The organism is Rhizobium sp. CNPSo 3670 (assembly GCF_057784555.1).
The window spans coordinates 1-17,710 of sequence record NZ_JBXSOL010000036.1 but is presented as its reverse complement, the minus strand read 5'-3'; the positions used below and the strand labels follow the sequence as shown (position 1 = coordinate 17,710).

The following is a 17,710-nucleotide window of genomic DNA, read 5'->3' as shown; positions in this document are numbered from 1 at the left end:
CTTCTATCCCAATCATCCAAAGGCGCCCTGCCTATTCTTTTAGTTTGATCCCACGGCTAGCGCGTTCAGAAAAGCAGCAACATCGCTCTTAAACTGAGCTTCAAAGTGGAGGCATGAATGTTCTCTCGGAGCCCGACAAGCAGATGCCTGACCGCCAAGATGCACCGATTGTCGCGGATAGACCTGATTACTTACGCTCTCATTATTTGTGTTCATGCCTATGCCCTATTGGTTTTCGGGGCGACGTACTGGATCGATTCACGTGACTATGTATCGTTGGCTACTGCAATGTCCGGGCCTGGCGATTTGCAGTTGTTTTACCAAACGATAGGCGAATGGATATTTAGCCATCTCGGGGCGGGTGTGCCAGCAATCTGGCTCTTGCTGAGTAAGTTGCCGATCTCGTGGCAATGGCCAGCGCTTGCTATGTTCCAGCACACGTTGGCTGCTGCGGCGCTAATCTTCGCATATCGGACGGTTTATTATCTTTGGCCATCACCTGTGCATCTGGTTTTTGTGCTATTGCTGCTGCTGCTGCCAGCATATCAGGCATTTCATAACTCACTTCTTACCGAATCATGCACTTCATCATTGGTTCTAATCGGATTTTCGTGCTGCCTAAGGATCGCGCTTGATAAACGGTCCATCAAAAACTGCGTTATTGTAGCGCTTATAGTGATCGTATGCGTGACGCAGTTTCGAAGCTACTGGGGAGCGATCGTCGCGTTAATGTTATTCTACGCTCTTGTATCCCGGTCGGTTCTTATATCTAGATGGATGCTGGTTCTGTTCGCCGTGTCGGCTGGCTCGGCCCTGGCTTTTCCGACGTATAGATATTTGCAGACCGGGCATTTTTTTCTTCCGGCTGGCGGCATCAATCTTCTCATATCCGCGTCTCAGGCTAACCCGCATCCCTCGTCGACGGCTAGAGCGCTCATTCGCGCAGCAGGGTTTTCGGATGCTGCGGCGTTTGGCGAGGGGCGCGATAGCGGGATCACCATGTCCGACGCACTGTCAGCCGCCGAAAAGTGGAGAGCTGAAGGACTCTCCAATAAAGAAATTAACGAAAAGGCGGAGCAACTTGCCAGCGCGCTGCACTCAGATGGCATGAGTGTTCAATTGAATCGCATTCTCTATGGCATGGCGTCGATCGGGGCGATCTTGCCGTCTGCCGTAATTCCGCAAACACATGAAGTCTTTCCGGGGTATGCTCCCAGGGATTTCCTCAATCACCTCTATGACTATTATCGGTGGCAAAGCTGGACAGCCTCGCAGGACTATCGGTCGACGTTCGAGCGATTTTTTGGGCCACAGGCAGCTTCGGATGCGGCAATCTTCCCCTTTGCTGTTTCATCGAATGCGGCGATCTATGCCACGTTCACTCCGTACATTTCGAACAAGCCCGAGAGACTGCGTGACCCAATAAACATTGGTGTTGCCCCGCCCGACCTTTGGCTGATGTCTGCATTGCTTGCCGCAGCACTTTTGACCGTCCGGGCGACACAAGTAACAATATTGCTTCTGTGTGCGTTAGGGCCAGCGTTTGCTGTTGCCTATGCGTTTCCGGTGGGCAATCCACGCTATGCAGTGCCGTTGTTTCCGTTGTATTTTTTCGTTATGTCGATTTGGGCAGCTTACCTGCTCGGGTGGTCGCGAATTTTGATAGGTCCTCAAAGGAGCGGCTCAAACAAACTATCCTAGAGCAGATAGTGCTCCGGATCTTTGCGGACGTCAGCGTTGCAGGCATGGTTTGCTGAGGCTCCTTATCGTTTAGGCGCATGCCTATCCTGTACGGAAATGACGGCAAGCTGCCGCCCTGAGAGGGCCACGTGAAGTTCGCGAAAAGGAGTATGGCTGGTTCGCTCATCATCGATGAACATTGACTTTTGTGGCGAGAACACCCAATGAGGCGTAAACAATCCGTTCCGCGCGTGTCCATATGACGATTCCGCGGTTGTCGATAGTGAAGCCGGGTGGGTGCGCGAGAAAATATGGGAAGTTTTCCAAAGATATTCGTAGCCGGTCATACTGGTATGGTGGGCTCGGCCATCCTTCGACGCCTAATTGGCGACGGGCATCCGCCCGGTTCCATCATCACGGCAAGGCATCAAGAGCTGGATTTGATAGAGCAGTCGGACGTTCGCCGCTTTTTCGAAAAGGAGCGCCCTGATCAGGTCTACCTTGCAGCGGCGAAGGTGGGCGGCATACATGCAAACAACACCTATCCGGTGGACTTTATCTACGACAACCTGATGATTGAACTGAATGTCATGGACGCTGCTTTCCGGAGCGGGGTTCGGAAGGTTCTCCTGCTGGGTTCAAGTTGTATTTACCCGAAGCTTGCGGACCAGCCGATCAAGGAAGATGCGCTTCTAACAGGTCCGCTTGAGCCTACCAATGAACCTTACGCAGTTGCCAAGATTGCTGGCATCAAACTTTGCGAGAGCTACAATCGCCAGTATGGCGATTCTCACTTAGTAGACTACCGCGCGGTGATGCCCAGCAATTTATATGGTGTCGGAGATTCATATCATCCCCAGAATTCGCACGTCATCCCAGCGCTCCTGAGGCGTTTTCACGAAGCCAAAAACAGCGGTGCGCCCAGCGTGCAAATCTGGGGCAGCGGGACGCCGCGGAGAGAATTTCTTTACGTTGACGACATGGCCGCCGCCAGCGTGCATATCATGAACTTGCCGCCGGAACGCTACAAAGCTCTGAAGTCAAAAGGCCAGACCCATATAAACGTAGGGTATGGAAGCGACGTGACTATCCGTGAGCTTGCTGGGATGATCGGCGACCTTGTAGGCTTTCGAGGGACGATAGAATTCGATAGCTCCAAACCGGACGGAACACCTCGAAAGCTCATGGACAGCGGGGTGGCAAGAGAGCTCGGATGGTCGCCGGTAACCGACCTGAAGGAAGGCCTCAAATTTGCTTACGAAGATTTTCTGTCTCGGGAGAACGCCGCATAATGTCTAAAGTCGCTCTCATAACCGGCGTCACCGGCCAGGACGGTTCCTATCTGGCGGAATTTCTTCTCGAGAAGGGATATACTGTTCACGGAATCAAGCGACGCATGAGTTCGTTCAACACGCAACGCGTCGATCATATTTACCAGGATCCACACAGTAAAAATATGCTGTTCAAGCTGCATTACGGGGATCTGACGGATACAAGCAATCTCATCCGCATCATGCAGGAAACACAGCCGGACGAGGTCTATAATCTCGGCGCTCAGAGTCATGTCGCCGTAAGCTTCGAGAGTCCGGAATATACGGGTGATACGGATGGGCTTGGAACTCTCCGTCTGCTGGAAGCTATACGCATACTGGGATTTGAAAAGAAAACGCGATTTTACCAGGCGAGCACGAGCGAACTCTACGGCCTTGTGCAGGAAACGCCTCAGAAGGAAACGACACCATTCTATCCGCGTAGTCCCTACGCGGTTGCGAAGCTTTATGCTTACTGGATCACCGTCAACTATCGTGAATCATATGGCTTATATGCGTGCAACGGAATCCTGTTCAATCATGAAAGTCCTCGCCGCGGCGAGACGTTTGTAACGAGGAAAATCACTCGTGGTCTTTCCAACATCGCGCAAGGTCTGGAAGATTGCCTATACATGGGCAATCTTGATGCGTTGCGTGATTGGGGGCACGCCAAAGACTACGTTCGCATGCAATGGCTGATGCTTCAGCAGGATCAGCCGAAGGATTTCGTCATTGCGAGCGGCAAGCAGTACAGCGTGCGGCAGTTCATCCAATGGGCAGCAGAGGATCTCGGAATCACCCTTCGCTTTGAGGGAGAAGGGTTGAAGGAGCGAGGGATCGTCGAGTCCGTCACCGGCGACAAAGCGCATGGCGTGAAACCCGGTTCCGTAGTCGTGCAGATCGATCCTCGTTATTTCCGTCCGGCGGAAGTTGAAACTCTTCTGGGAGATCCTACTATGGCCCGCGAACTGCTTGGCTGGGTTCCCGAAATTTCTGCGAGAGAAATGTGCCGGGAAATGGTTACGCATGATTTGGCGCACGCGCAGAAACACGCTCTGCTTAAACAGCATGGCTTCGATGTCAACGTGAGCGCCGAATGATTGCGAGCGGCTACGATCGCACGGGGAAAGAACTCTTGTTAAAATTCGCTATCGTCGGATGCGGGCGCATTGCCAAAAGGCATTCCGAACTGTTGGGCATGTCACAGATAAAAGGGGCGACGCTTGTCGCAGTTTGTGATGTTGTGGAAGAGAAAGCGAAGGAATTCGGCGAGCGGTTCGGCGTTCCTTACTATCAATCCATCGACGAAATGCTTCAGAACACGGATGTCGATGTCGTCTCAATATTAACGCCAAGCGGCATGCACGCGGAACACGTCATTGCTGCTGCAAAATATAAACGGCATATCGTTGTCGAAAAGCCAATGGCGCTGACCTTGACCGATGCTGAGGCGATGATCGAAGCTTGTGACGAAAATAATATCCGCTTGTTTGTCGTCAAGCAAAACCGTTTCAACGTCCCGGTCGTGAAGGCGCGCGAAGCTCTTGATGCTGGTCGCTTCGGCAATCTCGTGCTCGGCACGGTTAGGGTGCGATGGTGCCGTGATCAAGGTTACTATGATCAGGATAGCTGGCGCGGTACGTGGCAATACGATGGCGGTGTCCTTGCCAACCAGGCAAGTCATCATATCGATATGTTAACCTGGTTCATGGGCGATGTCGAAAGTGTTCATGCGCGTGCCACGACTGCATTGGTGAATATCGAGGCGGAAGACACTGCCGTGGCCACCCTTAAGTTTCGCAACGGTGCGCTGGGCATTATCGAGGCTACTGCCGCAACCCGACCGAAGGATATTGAAGGATCGATTTCAATCCTTGGTGCAGGCGGCTCCGTCGAGATTGCGGGCTTTGCGGTGAACAAGATCCGCACCTGGCAGTTCGGCGACAACGACATAGGCGATGAGCAAGTCATGGAGAAATATTCGGTTAATCCACCGAACGTTTATGGCTTTGGTCATCAGGCCTATTACGAACACGTCGTCGATTGCCTTGTGAACGATAAAAAAGCTCTCGTGGATGGGCATGAGGGCCGCCAGAGTCTTGAACTAATCTTGGCGCTTTACGAATCAATCGCTTCGAATCAAGAAGTGAAATTACCTTTTGAAGTGAAACATTCGAAACTAGGACGATCTTCCCTGTGACCGACGTCGCTCCCACGCTTTGGAAGGCGCAGGTCAGAGACGTCGTTTGTGGCGTTCGCGTGAAAATAGTTGAGCCCTCCAATGTTTATGAATGTGAACTTGCGGATGATTGTTTTGTTGGTCCGTTCGTCGAAATACAAAAGGGGGTGAAGATCGGGCCGCGCACAAAGATACAATCACACAGTTTCATATGCGAACTTGTTGAGATTGGGCAGGATTGCTTCATCGGACACGGAGTTGTTTTTGTGAATGACCTTTTTTCGGGAGGTGGGCCTGCACGGGGAAATCGCGCGCTCTGGAAGGAGACCCGGATTGGCAATCGGGTTTCGATCGGCTCAAACGCCACGATTCTGGCGGTTCAGATATGCGACGACGTTGTCATTGGCGCAGGCGCGGTTGTAACCCGGGATATCACCGCTTCTGGCACCTATGTGGGCAACCCCGCCCGGCCCTTACCTCGTTCGGCGAGGAATGAGATTTAGGGTCGTCTCAAGCGTGTTGTCGTTGGAAGACATTGTCGGCGCTTGGCCGGGGCTTTGTGAGAATCTCGCTGTTAAAAGGTTGATTGGTTGTTGTCTCAGCCGAGAACAATGGGTTGTTTCAGTGTTGAGCCCGACGCTTGGATGAACGCTGTCTTTAATTGGCGCCAATGGCGGCGCCCACTCACACGGAAAATCATCGCAATTTACCGAGAGCAGGTTTCATGATCGTTCCCTTCGCTGATCTTCATCTCCAATACCTTTCGCTAAAGGAGGAGATCGATGATGCAATCGCCTCAGTCATCCGGTCCTCCGCGTTTATCAGGGGGCCATTCGTTCAGGCATTCGAAGACGAATTTGCTGCCGTTGTTGACGCCCCTTATTGCATCTCATGTGGGAATGGAACGGACTCCCTCTTTATCGCCATGCGCGCGCTGGGTGTCAGGGCTGGGGATGAAGTTATTACGACTGCTCATTCGTGGATTTCAACCAGTGAGACCATTTCACAGGCCGGTGGCAACGTAGTCTTCTGCGACACCGACGCCACGACATACACCATAGATCCTGTCCAGATCGAGGCGAAGATTACGCCGCGAACGGTCGGCATCATCCCGGTTCATCTCTATGGTCAACCAGCCGATATGACCGCAATCATGGCGATTGCCCGAAAGCATGGTCTTTGGGTCATAGAAGATTGTGCTCAATCCCATCTGGCCGAAACAGACGGGCAAGTCGTTGGGAGTTTCGGGGACGTAGCTTCCTATTCTTTCTACCCGGGGAAAAATCTTGGAGCGATGGGCGACGCCGGCGCCATTACTTGCAAGGACAAATCACTGGCCGATCGGATGGCAATGTTTGCACGGCATGGCGGGCTTTCGAAGGGTGACCATCAAATCGAGGGAATAAATAGCCGCCTTGACGGACTACAAGCCGCGATCCTGTCGGTAAAGCTCCGGCGTCTGCGCGAGTGGACTGCAAAGCGGCAAGAATTGGCGAGAGGCTACGCGAGAGCTCTCGGCGACCTCAATCGGCTGGAACTGCCCGAAATCGCGGCCGGACGAAATCACGTATATCATCTATTTGTGATCAAGCACGATCGTCGCGATGCCCTCGCTGCTCACTTGAAGCAGGCCGGTATCCAAACCGTGGTCAACTATCCTGTATCGCTTCCATTCCTGCCCGCTTACGAACGCCTTGGCCACCGGCCAGAAGATTTTCCAAACGCGTTTGGAAATCAATCCAGGATTCTTTCAATTCCGATTTTCCCTGAAATGACAGAAACGCAGCTCATGTACGTCGCAGATGCCATCAAAGGGTTCGACGCGTGATCGATGAACGCCCGGAGAGTCACGGAAGGCGCAGCAGCCTACTTGGAAACTCAGGCTGGAATTTTGCGGGCTTTCTTTTTACACTCGTCGCAAATCTTGCCACGGTGCCATTTGTTGTGCGTTGGATCGGACTACAGGCGCTAGGGAACGCGGGCATAGTGATCGCGATAGCTGCTCCCGTGACGCTGATTGGAACTGTGCTCGGGCAAGCCATTGTCAGGGAAGTTTCCGCGCGGATTGGACGTGGCGAGGAGCATGCGGCCGCCCGTGTTGCCATCGTCGGATTGAAAATTTGTTTGGTCGCTTCCGCCATTGCGTGGCTAGGGATCGTATTTGCCGGTCCGTGGGTCATGAAGGGCATTGCCGGTACGTCTCTTCCGACATCGCAGAACGTCACTATCTCCTTCCTCATTGTTGCAACCGGCACGTTGGCCCAGCAATTCTCCTTGGTCCTGCAAGGTATTTGCGTGGGAAAGCAAAGTTTCCGGTTGGTTGCCAAAGCATCGGCGTGGAGTTCCTTCGCAACCATCATCATGACCTTGGCCTGCACTTGGTTCCTCCCTACGCTGGAGGGTTATTTGCTGGGGTTCTCTGGAAGTCTCATGCTGGCAACCGCGGGGTGGATATGGATCACACGTTCTGAATTCCGTGATAACTGCGGATTGGTCTCGTCGTCCTCTGACGAACTGAGGTCATTGCTTCATTTCGGAAAATGGCAAAGCCTCTCTCAGCTTGCCGGAATTTTCGGCAACCAGATGGACCGCTACGTTTTGGCTTCGCTCGCGCCGCCTGCGGTTGTCGGCCAATATAACGTCTGCAATCGTGTCCAGGAGGCCGCATACATTGCGGTCCTGCGTATTTGTGAAGTTCTGTTTCCTCGATTTGGCAACATGTCAAACACCCGGGAAGAGGAACGACACGATTTCTTTATGCTCGCTTCATGGGGCAATTCAGCTTTCGGCGCCATAGTACTCTCGCCAATCGCAGTTCTCTCCAGGCCGCTGCTGACACTTTGGGTCGGCGAGGAAACCGCTGGAGGGGGCACCCATCTCCTACAGATACTTATTCTCGGCGGCATCGTCGGCTGCGGTTCGAATGTGTTCCAATATTATGCTATGGGAATGGGACGGAACGCGCCTGCGGCATATACATCACTTGCCTATTCGCTGATGACCGTTATCTTTTCTTACGTTTCCATTTGGCATTTTGGTCCATACGCTGCGGGAGCAGGCTTGCTTGCTGCCAGCCTCGTAAGGATTCCTCTCGCTCTTGTGGTGACCCGCAGGTGCTTCTTTCGCGTTTTCACCGTCGAGCAAATGTTTGCCTGTACAGTTGCTCCAATTCTGGTGGGCATCTGCGTAGTTATCGGGTCACTCGGCCTGGACTTCACGTGGATCAATGGCTGGTTGTCTCTCGGTTTGGCATATGTTTGTTCTGCTTGCGTTGTCTCTGCCTCGATTGCAGCAGCGGCGATAACTACGAAAACTGGAAGCATTATCTTGTCCCGTATCTATGAGTCCCTTAGAACGGCTTTGTCCGAGAGAAGACGTGGATGGATGACAATCTTGTGAAGCGCAAGAGAGGCTTTTGAGTGATCGTTGTGGTCGACTATGGCGTCGGAAATATCGGCGCAATTACCAATATGGCAGAATATTTGGGCATCGACGCTCAACCAAGTGGCGATCCTAAGACGATCGAACGCGCCGCAAAGCTGATCCTTCCAGGGGTCGGTGCGTTCGATAAGGCAATGGCTACGTTACGAGCCAGAAAGCTGGTCGATCCACTCAATCACGCGGTGCTTAGACGGAGAGTTCCTGTTCTTGGGATATGTCTCGGCATGCAATTGCTGGCTCGATCCAGCGAGGAAGGCTCGGAAGCTGGTCTTGGTTGGATCAACGCGGATGTGAAGCGTATCAGGCTGCCTCAAACATCGTCCCTTAAGATTCCTCATATTGGCTGGCTTGAGATAAGACCGCGTCGAGATAGTGCTTTATTTGACAGCTCAGATCGACGCGAACGCTTTTACTTCGACCACAGCTACTTCGTCGATTGCGACGACCCAGGTGACGTTACCGCGGTTATTGACTATGGCGGAGAGCTATGCTGCGCAGTGAGTTCGGACAACGTCAGCGGTGTGCAGTTTCATCCTGAGAAAAGCCACCGCTTCGGAATGCGAGTTCTTGACGCGTTCGGGAAACTTTGATGAGAAAAAGACTTATACCAGTCTTACTGGTCGATCAGAAACGCCGCCTAGTAAAGACGGTAAAGTTCGGTGAGCGCACCTACGTCGGCGATCCCTTTAACGTTGTTAGGCTGTTCAATGAAAAGGAAGTCGACGAGATCTGCATTCTCGACATCGACGCAACTCGCACGGGCCGAGGCCCGGACCTCGGCTTTGTTCGCGAACTCGCAACCGAATGTTTTATGCCTTTGGCATATGGCGGCGGGATCACCGGATTGAAGCAGTGTGAGGAACTTAACCGTTGGGGTGTCGAGAAATTTGTCCTCGGGCAAGGGGCTTATAATGCGCAACTGATAAGGGAGATCGCAGCCGATATGGGCAGCCAAGCTTTGGTTGCTTGTGTCGACGTTGATGGTCGCGGCGCGGCTGCGAGATGCGTGGCCGGCGCTTCAAGTGATTTGAGTCAAGAACCGATCGACTTTTGCATGAGGCTGCAGGATGCCGGAGTCGGCGAAATAATTCTTCAGTCGAAAGCTCTGGACGGCACGCGCATCGGGTACGATCTCGAGTTGATCCGGTCGATTACCCGAAAACTGAGCATTCCGGTTGTTGCCTTGGGCGGAGCCGGTAACGTCGCTCACCTTATGGAAGGCCTTGATGCCGGCGCTTCCGCTGCTGCTTCAGGGAGTGCCTTCACGTTTATCGGTCGGCTGCGGGCCGTTCTTATAAGCTATCCTACAACGGAAAGCTTGGAAGATATGGATCAAGTTGCTCATGGATAATGCATCGCGAGTTTGCTCATATTGCGTCATGGACGATTCCAATCCGTCGATCGTTTTCGACGCAAGCGGCCAATGCAATTGCTGTAGGGATGCGCTGAGTCGTAAGCCACACGAGTGGTGGACTGGCCCGGAAGGCGATCTCCGAATGCGGCGATTGATCGCCACACTGAAAGAAGAAGGCGTCGGCAAGCCATACGACGCAATGGTTGGGCTTAGCGGTGGAATAGACAGCGCCTTTCTTGCGCATATCGCTGCCCGAAGGCATGGTCTTCGTCTTCTGGCGGTCCACGTTGACGGCGGTTGGAATTCGGAGCCTGCCGTACATAATATTGAAACTCTGGTCCGCAAGCTTGATCTCGACCTTCACACCTACGTAATCGAGTGGCAGGAGATGCGCGATCTGCAGATTGCCTTTCTAAAAGCTTCTGTTCTCAATCAGGACATGCCGCAAGATCATGCATTCTTTTCCACCCTCTATAGAACAGCAGCGAAATTCGGCATCCGTCACTTCCTCAGCGGCGTGAACTTCGCCTCGGAATCTGTGATACCGCGCGGCTTTGGCTATCCGTCGATTGATGGAACGCATGCGCGCGCGATCCAGAAGCGCTTCGGCTCATTGGAGCTCTCGACCTATCCCTTCATGAGCCCTCTCGAGTATATTTGGCTTACTCGCGTCCGCCGGCAACTCACGATTCACCGACCGCTCAACTACATCGACTACAATAAGGAAGAGGCGCGGGGTGAACTCCAGCGCGAATATGGGTGGCGCGACTACGGCGGCAAACATAGTGAATCCAGATTCACGAAGTTCTACCAGGATATTTTTCTTCCGAGAAAATTTAAATTTGATAAAAGACGGCTTCATCTTTCAAGTTTGATTGTTGCCGGACAAATGACACGAGAGGAAGCGCTGAGGGAAATTTCAAAGCCCATTATCTCCATTCAGGATGCACGCAGGGAAACAAAGTTCGTAGCAAAAAAACTCGGATTGAAGCCGGAAGAGCTGCAATCATATATCGAGGCGCCGCCGGTTCCACACAGTACTTTTCCCAGCGGCATGTGGCTTCATACAGCGCTTTTGCACTTGCGTAACATGTCGCGGAGATTCCTACCGACGTCCAGCGCAACCGCAGAGGCCACAGATGTCGACTAGCCTCGTATTTGCAATGGCTGTTACATTGGCGGGGATGTTCTACATCTGGAGAGTGGGTTTTAATCTAACGCTTTCGTCGGTGTTTTTGGGCCTCATGCTCGCGCTTCATGGCCCTATGTACCTCTATTACACTCGAGTATGGGGTCCCGAGACCAAGTTTTTCGAGACGATTATGTCCGCCGCCCCCTACACTGATGCTATAGCCGCACTGGATCTCTCGCTTGCCATTTCCTTTGCTTGTATCGTGATCGGTATAGCAGCCGCGGACTTCGCGTTTGGCATCAATCATCAAAAGATGCAGGTGGCACTGGATTCCTGGCGCGCTCAGCCTGTTCGGATAACTAGCGGTGTCGTTCACCGACTCAAAATTATCTCAGTTCTTGGCGTATTTGTGATTCTCGCTTTTATCGTAGTTGAAAACAACATCCCGAAGATCATTGTATACTTTATTTCGGACGCAAGTGAAGTCGCGAAGATTGCGCTGCGGCGGGAGTCAGGAGGAAGCCGTTTTTATCTTTTTAATCTCCTCGTCTCCAATGTATTTCCGTTCTCTGCCTTTTGCTGTTTCATAGCGATAAGACAGCGGTCAATGAAACTGCAAGCGTGGGCTTTTGTCGTTGCCGTTATGGTGGCTAAGGCTGCAACTTTGAGCAAGGCGCCATTGGCGATATTTGTGCTGCAGTTGATCGTTGTGGAGCATCTCCGCAAATCTTTAGATCTGCCACTCGGAATGGCGATCAGATTTATTTCCTTATGTATACTTTTATTCGGTACGATGATGCTTATAGCGATTCGTGAATTACACGGTGCCGGCGACGTGCTGGATTTCTTGTTTTATCGGATATTCATGATCGTAAATGAAAGCTTGCTCGAGTATTATACCGCAATTCCAAGCGTTCTCCCGTACGGCTGGGGTAATAAGTTTAGTTGGATGGTGGGATTTCTTACTAGTCAACCCAGCCAGCCAACTTATCTCTTGGTAGGCGCTGTCCACCGAGGTGTGGAAGGTTCCACATCTACAGCATTGTTCATCGCCGATGCATGGGCCGACTTCTCTTGGATGGGTGTCATTCTGTTCTCGCTTTTTGCTGGATTCTTTGTCCGCTTGTTGGATATCGAACTCATAATGAAACGAGGGAAAACGGTCGCAACGGTTGCGGGGTTGGCTCTCGGACACTACGGAATATTCATCATGCTATCGACCGCATTGCAAACTGCGCTTATGACAGGCGGTTTGGCTTTGGTTGTTCCATTAGTAGTAGCGCTGTCTAGCTCGCTGAAGTGGGTTCCAGATAAGAACAATGGTGGACAAGACCAACTTGTCCCCGTCGGAAAGGTGTAGAATCCAATATGCGGGTTTTTCAGAATTCTGGGGTATATGCCGCTTACATGGGCGCGAGCATTCGGAGGGGGGTGACAGTCGGCGAAGGGGTAGTTATTGGAGCTAATGCAGTCGTCACGCGCGACGTGCCCCCTTACGCCGTCGTCGCCCGTAACTCCCGCTTTATCCGGCACCTCAAACCGACGCAAAAGGCGACAGAAGGCAAAACCATGACAGCAAGAAAGTTGGATACATGGGAAGAAGCTGTAGACTGGCTGCGGCAGCAGCCTGATCAGCAAAAACTAGTGCTCGATGCCTACTACGACGATCCGCTTCTGCAGGCCGCTGAGCGATATTGGCGAAGCGGCGAGTGGGCAGCTATTCGCAAGTTTCTCCCGAAGGCGCCTGGAACGGCTGTTGATATCGGCGCCGGTCGTGGAATTGCCAGCTATGCTCTGGCAAAAGAGGGTTTTGAAGTAACGGCACTGGAGCCTGACGCGAGCAATCTCGTGGGTGCAGGTGCAATTCGTGAACTCTTCAATGAAGCTCATCTTCCAATTTCGATCGCCGAGGAGTTCTCCGAGAAACTCCCGTTCTCCGACAATACTTTTGATGTGGTCTTTGCCAGGGCCGTTCTGCATCACACCACCGATCTTTCCGCCGCGTGTCGCGAGTTCTTTCGCGTTCTGAAGCCAGGCGGGCGCTTTATCGCAGTGCGCGAACATGTGATATCGAGCGAGCGCGATCTGCCAAACTTTTTGGAGCGCCATCCGCTACACAAGCTCTACGGGGGGGAAAACGCGTTTCTTCTGAAGACCTATCAGAACTCAATCGTTTCAGCCGGCTTCAAAATGGAGACGCTCCTACGGCCGCTTGAGAGCGAGGTCAACTTTGCCCCCTACACACGGGCGGAATTGAAGGCGGAAATTGCAGCGCGGATTGCCACGCGTTTGCCGCTCCTTGCAAAAATCACTCCAGTGCTTTTGGGTTTTCCCTCCACATGGACGATTTTCTCCCATGTCGCCGCAAAATTCGATCAGCGGCCGGGTCGGCTATATTCGTTCGTCGCTACGCGGCCTCAATAAAGAGAAAACATGGCTCGTATACTAATCACCGGCGCTCATGGGTTTATCGGAAGATATCTTGCAAAGTCGCTTGCACTTGCCGGAAATACGGTATTTGGGCTCGGGCATGGTACCTGGACACCGCTTCATGCCCGGCGTTGGGGACTAGTTTATTGGCACAAGGGCGAGGTCGACATGCCCAATCTTCGGTTGATTCAACAGCAGTTTGGTACGGTTGACATTGTGTACCATCTTGCGGGCGGCTCGTCGGTCGGAGCAGCAATAGCAAATCCTCGCGACGACTTCCACCGTACGGTCAGCTCAACGATTGAACTGCTTGAATGGATGCGACTAGAGGCCCCTAAAAGTAGCCTGGTGGCAATTTCTAGTGCTGCGGTCTACGGGGCAGGCCACGTAGGCAGCATAGCAGAGACCGCGAGACCCAACCCCTTCTCCCCCTATGGTCATCACAAGCATATAATGGAATCTCTCTGTATCTCTTATTGCGAGAGCTACCAGTTAAAGGTCGTGATCGGTCGTCTGTTTTCGGTTTATGGGGAGGGGCTACGCAAACAGCTGCTCTGGGATGTTTGCTCCCAACTCGAGATTCATCCACATCGAGTTCTCCTCGGGGGCAGTGGCAACGAACTCAGAGATTGGACAGAAGTGACCGACGTCGTGCGCGCGCTGTCGCTTATCCACGCCGAGGCGGACCTCTCACCGAAAGTAATCAACATAGGCACCGGCCGCGGCACCAATGTTCGTGCGATCGTCGAAGGCGTTGCTCAAGCATGGGCGGCCGATACTAACCTTAATCCCAAAATTGTATTCTCGGGCAAAGCCCGGGTTGGGGATCCTGAGAGTCTGATAGCCCAGTCGGAACGGCTCGCAGCCCTTGGGTTCAAGTGGCAAAAAGATTTGATGGAAGGCCTGGCTGATTACGTTAGGTGGTTTCGATCGGGATCCGGTGTGAGGTCATGACCCGTATTGCATTTACTATGGTAGGCGGGAAAAGCTGGACCGGCGGTTATAACTATCTGATGAATCTCGTTTCGCTGCTATCCGATGATCAGAGCCGAGCTTTGGCGCCAGTTATGTTCTTCGGGACGGACGTCAATGAAGAGGAGGTGACGCCTTTCTCCGCCCTGAAAAGCGTTGAGGTGGTCCGTAGTCCGCTCTTTAACAGATCCAGGAACGTTCGATCCCTGCTTACCAGTCTTGCCACCGGTACTGACTGGCGTGTGCGCAATCTGTTTAGAACTCATCAGATAGATGTCGTATTTGAGGTGGCACAATTTTTTGGCTTCAATCTCGGGATTCCCGCCATTGCGTGGATACCGGATTTTCAGCACCGCTTCCTTCCTCACCTCTTCGGCAAGCTCGGATATTGGAAGCGCGATATAGGGTTTAGGATGCAGATTCTGGGGAAACGCCAGATTATGCTGAGCAGTGAAGACTCGCGCGCCTCGTGCGAGCTTTTTTATCCGTCCTCCCGGGGAAGTACACACGTAGTCAGATTTGCGGTGCCGCCGAAGGGAGCGATTGTTCCTGCGGAAGCTCGTGCGATTGCCGACAAATATAAACTTCCCGAGCAGTATATCTTCCTGCCTAACCAGTTTTGGCAGCATAAAAACCATCTTCTCGTCGTCGAAGCATTGAGGATTTTGCGTGACCGCGGTCAAGATGTTACTGTAGTCGCATCCGGCAGCCCGTCAGATCCGCGCGATCCCTCTTATTTTCCGCGCGTGAAGGCCGCTATTGACAGTTCCGGTCTCTCCTCGAGCTTCATTCTGCTCGGGCTTATCCCATACGGCGATCTTGCTCCCCTCGCAACCGCTAGTATGGCCTTGCTGAACCCATCCCTCTTCGAAGGATGGAGCACGACAGTCGAAGAGGCCCTCTCCTGGGGTGTGCCGCTGATCTTGTCCGATTTAGACGTCAACAGAGAACAGGCGGGCGAAGCGGCGGTCTTTTTTCCCCGCCATGACGCGCGGGCGTTGGCCGACGCACTCGCCTCGGCAAGCTTACCTTCACCGGATATTCTGCTCGAACGGGCGGCGAAAGCACAGACATTCGCTAATGAACGTGTCAACCGTTTCATCACTGATTTCCATTCACTTGTTCAACGAGCTGCCACCAAACGCAGGTAACAGCCTACAGAGGACGGCGTCGGCGGATCTCGCCTTTTACCAGTCAGCCATGAAAGCAAGTGAATGCCCGATCTGAAAATTTCCATCATCACCGTTGTCTTCAACAACGAAGCCACGATCGCGGATACGATAGAATCGGTTCGCGTTCAAAATTATCCAAATATAGAGTATATCGTTATTGATGGGCTCTCAAAAGACCGCACGCTTGATCGGATATATGAACGCCGGGAGGTTATCTCAAGGCTGGTTTCCGAAAAGGATTTCGGCATCTATGATGCGATGAATAAGGGAATAAGTCTTGCGACCGGCGAAGTTATCGGATTCATCAATGGAGATGACTTCTACATGCCGGGCGCGCTGGCAAAAGTCGCGGAGGCCTTTGAGGATCCGACCTTGGAAGCGTGTTACGGCGATCTCTGCTATGTTAGGCAAAACGATACCTCAATAATAGTGCGCGACTGGCGCTCCTCGCCTTTCGTGTCTGGAGCTTTCGAAGAAGGCTGGTGCCCGCCTCATCCGACGTTCTTTGTGCGGCGCGAGGTCTACAAACGCCTGGGGTCATTCGACCTCAGTTTCAGGATTGCTGCGGACGTAGAATTAATGATGCGCTTTCTAGAGCGCCACTGCATCAAATCGAAATACCTTCCTGGGATTATGGTGAAGATGCGTATGGGCGGTACCACAAATCGCAGCTGGAAGAATATCCTGCAGCAAAACAAAGAAGTGCTACGTGCGCTTGAAATTCACGGCTTGAAAGCCAGCCCACTACATTTCTTCTCTAAGAAGCTCATTTCGCGCGGCATGCAGGTAGTCCGTGCGAGCTTATTTAAGGTGCGCTGATTATTTACCTTTCGATCGGCTACGGCGATTTCGCTGCATTATGTATGCGCCTTTAAGGAGATTGACTAGAACGCCGATAGCGAACCCAAAGAAGACACCTGCCGTCAGAATTGTTATCTTGGTCGGAGAGGCGGCATTTGCTGGAGCGTAAATTGGGGAAAGCAGAGTTGCCGGCTTGTATAAATCTAGTTTGTTCGTCAGGTGGGCAATGTCCCTACGTAATGCGATCGCATCGTCGCGCGTCGCGAGGTATATTGCCTGCTGCCATCCGGAATCTTGTGCTTCCTTGAGGAGACTCGAATTTTCCGCGAGCTGATCCTGCAATGACTTGATCTGAGACTTCAGATGTTCCAATCTGCTGGATGCTATTAACGCCTGCTCGTCTTGGACCACCCGTACGATCGCGGCGACGCATTGCTGCGCTAATTCAGCGGCTGGGGCGGTAAAGGAAATTTCAATGACGTCACCGGGAACTGATGGTGCCATGACTCTCAAATTTTGCGATATCTGTTCGGGAGTTACGGGACCTCCGCCGGAGCATGCGGAAACAGTTTTCTGATCGAAAGCAGATGGAGACCGCAGGCGAAAAGTAACGTGTTCACGAGGCTCCACAAGAGAGACAGCATCAGGGTCCAACTGTGTTGGATTGGACGATATCGCAAGCACTAGTTGTGCTGAGGCTTGATAAAAGGGTTGGCTGCGCCAGAGGAAAATGCCCGCTATTATAGCTCCAATGGAGCAACACACAGCAATGGTGCCGATGCCCTTTCGCAGAAAGGAAACAACGGAATAGAGATTAATTTCCTCGTCAAATAATCTCCCGTCCATCATCTCAGCTTTCAGAATCCACGATAGGCTCCAAATTAGCGAAAAATTTCATAAGCCTAAGCCTCGCTTCAACCGTATTGGCTCTGCAATGTCAATCAGGAATTATCACATGCAGTGCTTATCGCGATGCTAAGCTCCCAACGCCGTGACACCGCATTGCGAAAAAAGACCCGGATCGACTGTCGTCAGCAACATCAAGGCGAGAGATCGTCAAGTTTGACCGAACGACTCTGGAAGCTATCTCGGCCTAATGTGTCGCGCTGCAGGTAACTGTAGCCACCGCATGTTATTACACGCCGCAGCTTTCTTCGGCGTTTAATCTCGACGCTGGTTCAAGCCGCAGTGTTGGTTCGAAGGGCGCCGGTGAACGCAAGATCGGAAACTTCACCCGTT

At 52.5% G+C, this 17,710-nt stretch carries 16 protein-coding genes; 15 read left to right on the top strand and 1 reads right to left on the bottom strand.

The genetic code is table 11. The features are described 5' to 3' along the window. Nucleotides 1-117 precede the first annotated feature (117 nt). The 15 genes from AC13QO_RS25940 to AC13QO_RS25870 all read left to right on the top strand — a co-directional run bounded on the left by AC13QO_RS25940 (nt 118) and on the right by AC13QO_RS25870 (nt 16,489). On the top strand, nt 118-1,701 hold the full coding sequence (locus AC13QO_RS25940; protein ID WP_488542276.1) for a hypothetical protein: 1,584 nt from the start codon (nt 118-120) through the stop codon (nt 1,699-1,701). 290 nt (nt 1,702-1,991) lie between these two features. After that, nucleotides 1,992-2,972, top strand: a complete 981-nt coding sequence (locus AC13QO_RS25935) for a GDP-L-fucose synthase family protein (RefSeq protein WP_488542275.1) — start codon at nt 1,992-1,994, stop codon at nt 2,970-2,972. Next, nucleotides 2,972-4,090, top strand: a complete 1,119-nt coding sequence (gene gmd, locus AC13QO_RS25930; protein WP_488542274.1) for a GDP-mannose 4,6-dehydratase — start codon at nt 2,972-2,974, stop codon at nt 4,088-4,090. Before AC13QO_RS25935 ends, gmd begins: the two co-directional genes overlap by 1 nt. After that, a complete protein-coding gene (locus tag AC13QO_RS25925) occupies nt 4,087-5,190 on the top strand; it encodes a Gfo/Idh/MocA family protein (RefSeq protein ID WP_488542273.1) in 1,104 nt (367 codons plus the stop codon). Before gmd ends, AC13QO_RS25925 begins: the two co-directional genes overlap by 4 nt. After that, complete coding sequence (locus AC13QO_RS25920) at nt 5,187-5,672, top strand: acyltransferase (RefSeq protein WP_488542272.1); 486 nt, start codon at nt 5,187-5,189, stop codon at nt 5,670-5,672. Before AC13QO_RS25925 ends, AC13QO_RS25920 begins: the two co-directional genes overlap by 4 nt. Nucleotides 5,673-5,893: 221 nt before the next feature. Then, on the top strand, nt 5,894-6,997 hold the full coding sequence (locus AC13QO_RS25915; RefSeq protein WP_488542271.1) for a DegT/DnrJ/EryC1/StrS family aminotransferase: 1,104 nt from the start codon (nt 5,894-5,896) through the stop codon (nt 6,995-6,997). After that, a complete protein-coding gene (locus AC13QO_RS25910; protein ID WP_488542270.1) occupies nt 6,994-8,568 on the top strand; it encodes a lipopolysaccharide biosynthesis protein in 1,575 nt (524 codons plus the stop codon). The genes AC13QO_RS25915 and AC13QO_RS25910 overlap by 4 nt, the downstream gene beginning before the upstream one ends. A 20-nt stretch (nt 8,569-8,588) precedes the next feature. Further along, nucleotides 8,589-9,200, top strand: a complete 612-nt coding sequence (gene hisH, locus AC13QO_RS25905; protein ID WP_488542269.1) for an imidazole glycerol phosphate synthase subunit HisH — start codon at nt 8,589-8,591, stop codon at nt 9,198-9,200. Next, nucleotides 9,200-9,961 carry a HisA/HisF-related TIM barrel protein gene (locus AC13QO_RS25900; RefSeq protein ID WP_488542268.1) on the top strand — a complete coding sequence of 254 codons (762 nt, stop codon included), beginning with the start codon at nt 9,200-9,202 and terminating at the stop codon, nt 9,959-9,961. The genes hisH and AC13QO_RS25900 overlap by 1 nt, the downstream gene beginning before the upstream one ends. After that, complete coding sequence (locus tag AC13QO_RS25895; protein ID WP_488542267.1) at nt 9,954-11,114, top strand: N-acetyl sugar amidotransferase; 1,161 nt, start codon at nt 9,954-9,956, stop codon at nt 11,112-11,114. Before AC13QO_RS25900 ends, AC13QO_RS25895 begins: the two co-directional genes overlap by 8 nt. Further along, on the top strand, nt 11,104-12,456 hold the full coding sequence (locus tag AC13QO_RS25890; protein WP_488542266.1) for an oligosaccharide repeat unit polymerase: 1,353 nt from the start codon (nt 11,104-11,106) through the stop codon (nt 12,454-12,456). The genes AC13QO_RS25895 and AC13QO_RS25890 overlap by 11 nt, the downstream gene beginning before the upstream one ends. Nucleotides 12,457-12,665: 209 nt before the next feature. Next, a complete protein-coding gene (locus AC13QO_RS25885; RefSeq protein ID WP_488542287.1) occupies nt 12,666-13,520 on the top strand; it encodes a class I SAM-dependent methyltransferase in 855 nt (284 codons plus the stop codon). 9 nt (nt 13,521-13,529) lie between these two features. Further along, on the top strand, nt 13,530-14,480 hold the full coding sequence (locus AC13QO_RS25880) for an NAD-dependent epimerase/dehydratase family protein (protein ID WP_488542265.1): 951 nt from the start codon (nt 13,530-13,532) through the stop codon (nt 14,478-14,480). Continuing rightward, nucleotides 14,477-15,649 carry a glycosyltransferase gene (locus AC13QO_RS25875; RefSeq protein WP_488542264.1) on the top strand — a complete coding sequence of 391 codons (1,173 nt, stop codon included), beginning with the start codon at nt 14,477-14,479 and terminating at the stop codon, nt 15,647-15,649. Before AC13QO_RS25880 ends, AC13QO_RS25875 begins: the two co-directional genes overlap by 4 nt. Nucleotides 15,650-15,712: 63 nt before the next feature. Continuing rightward, on the top strand, nt 15,713-16,489 hold the full coding sequence (locus tag AC13QO_RS25870) for a glycosyltransferase family 2 protein (protein ID WP_488542263.1): 777 nt from the start codon (nt 15,713-15,715) through the stop codon (nt 16,487-16,489). Here AC13QO_RS25870 and AC13QO_RS25865 read toward each other — a convergent pair whose 3' ends face one another. Then, on the bottom strand, nt 16,490-17,320 hold the full coding sequence (locus AC13QO_RS25865; RefSeq protein ID WP_488542262.1) for a Wzz/FepE/Etk N-terminal domain-containing protein: 831 nt from the start codon (nt 17,318-17,320) through the stop codon (nt 16,490-16,492). Nucleotides 17,321-17,710 lie beyond the last annotated feature (390 nt).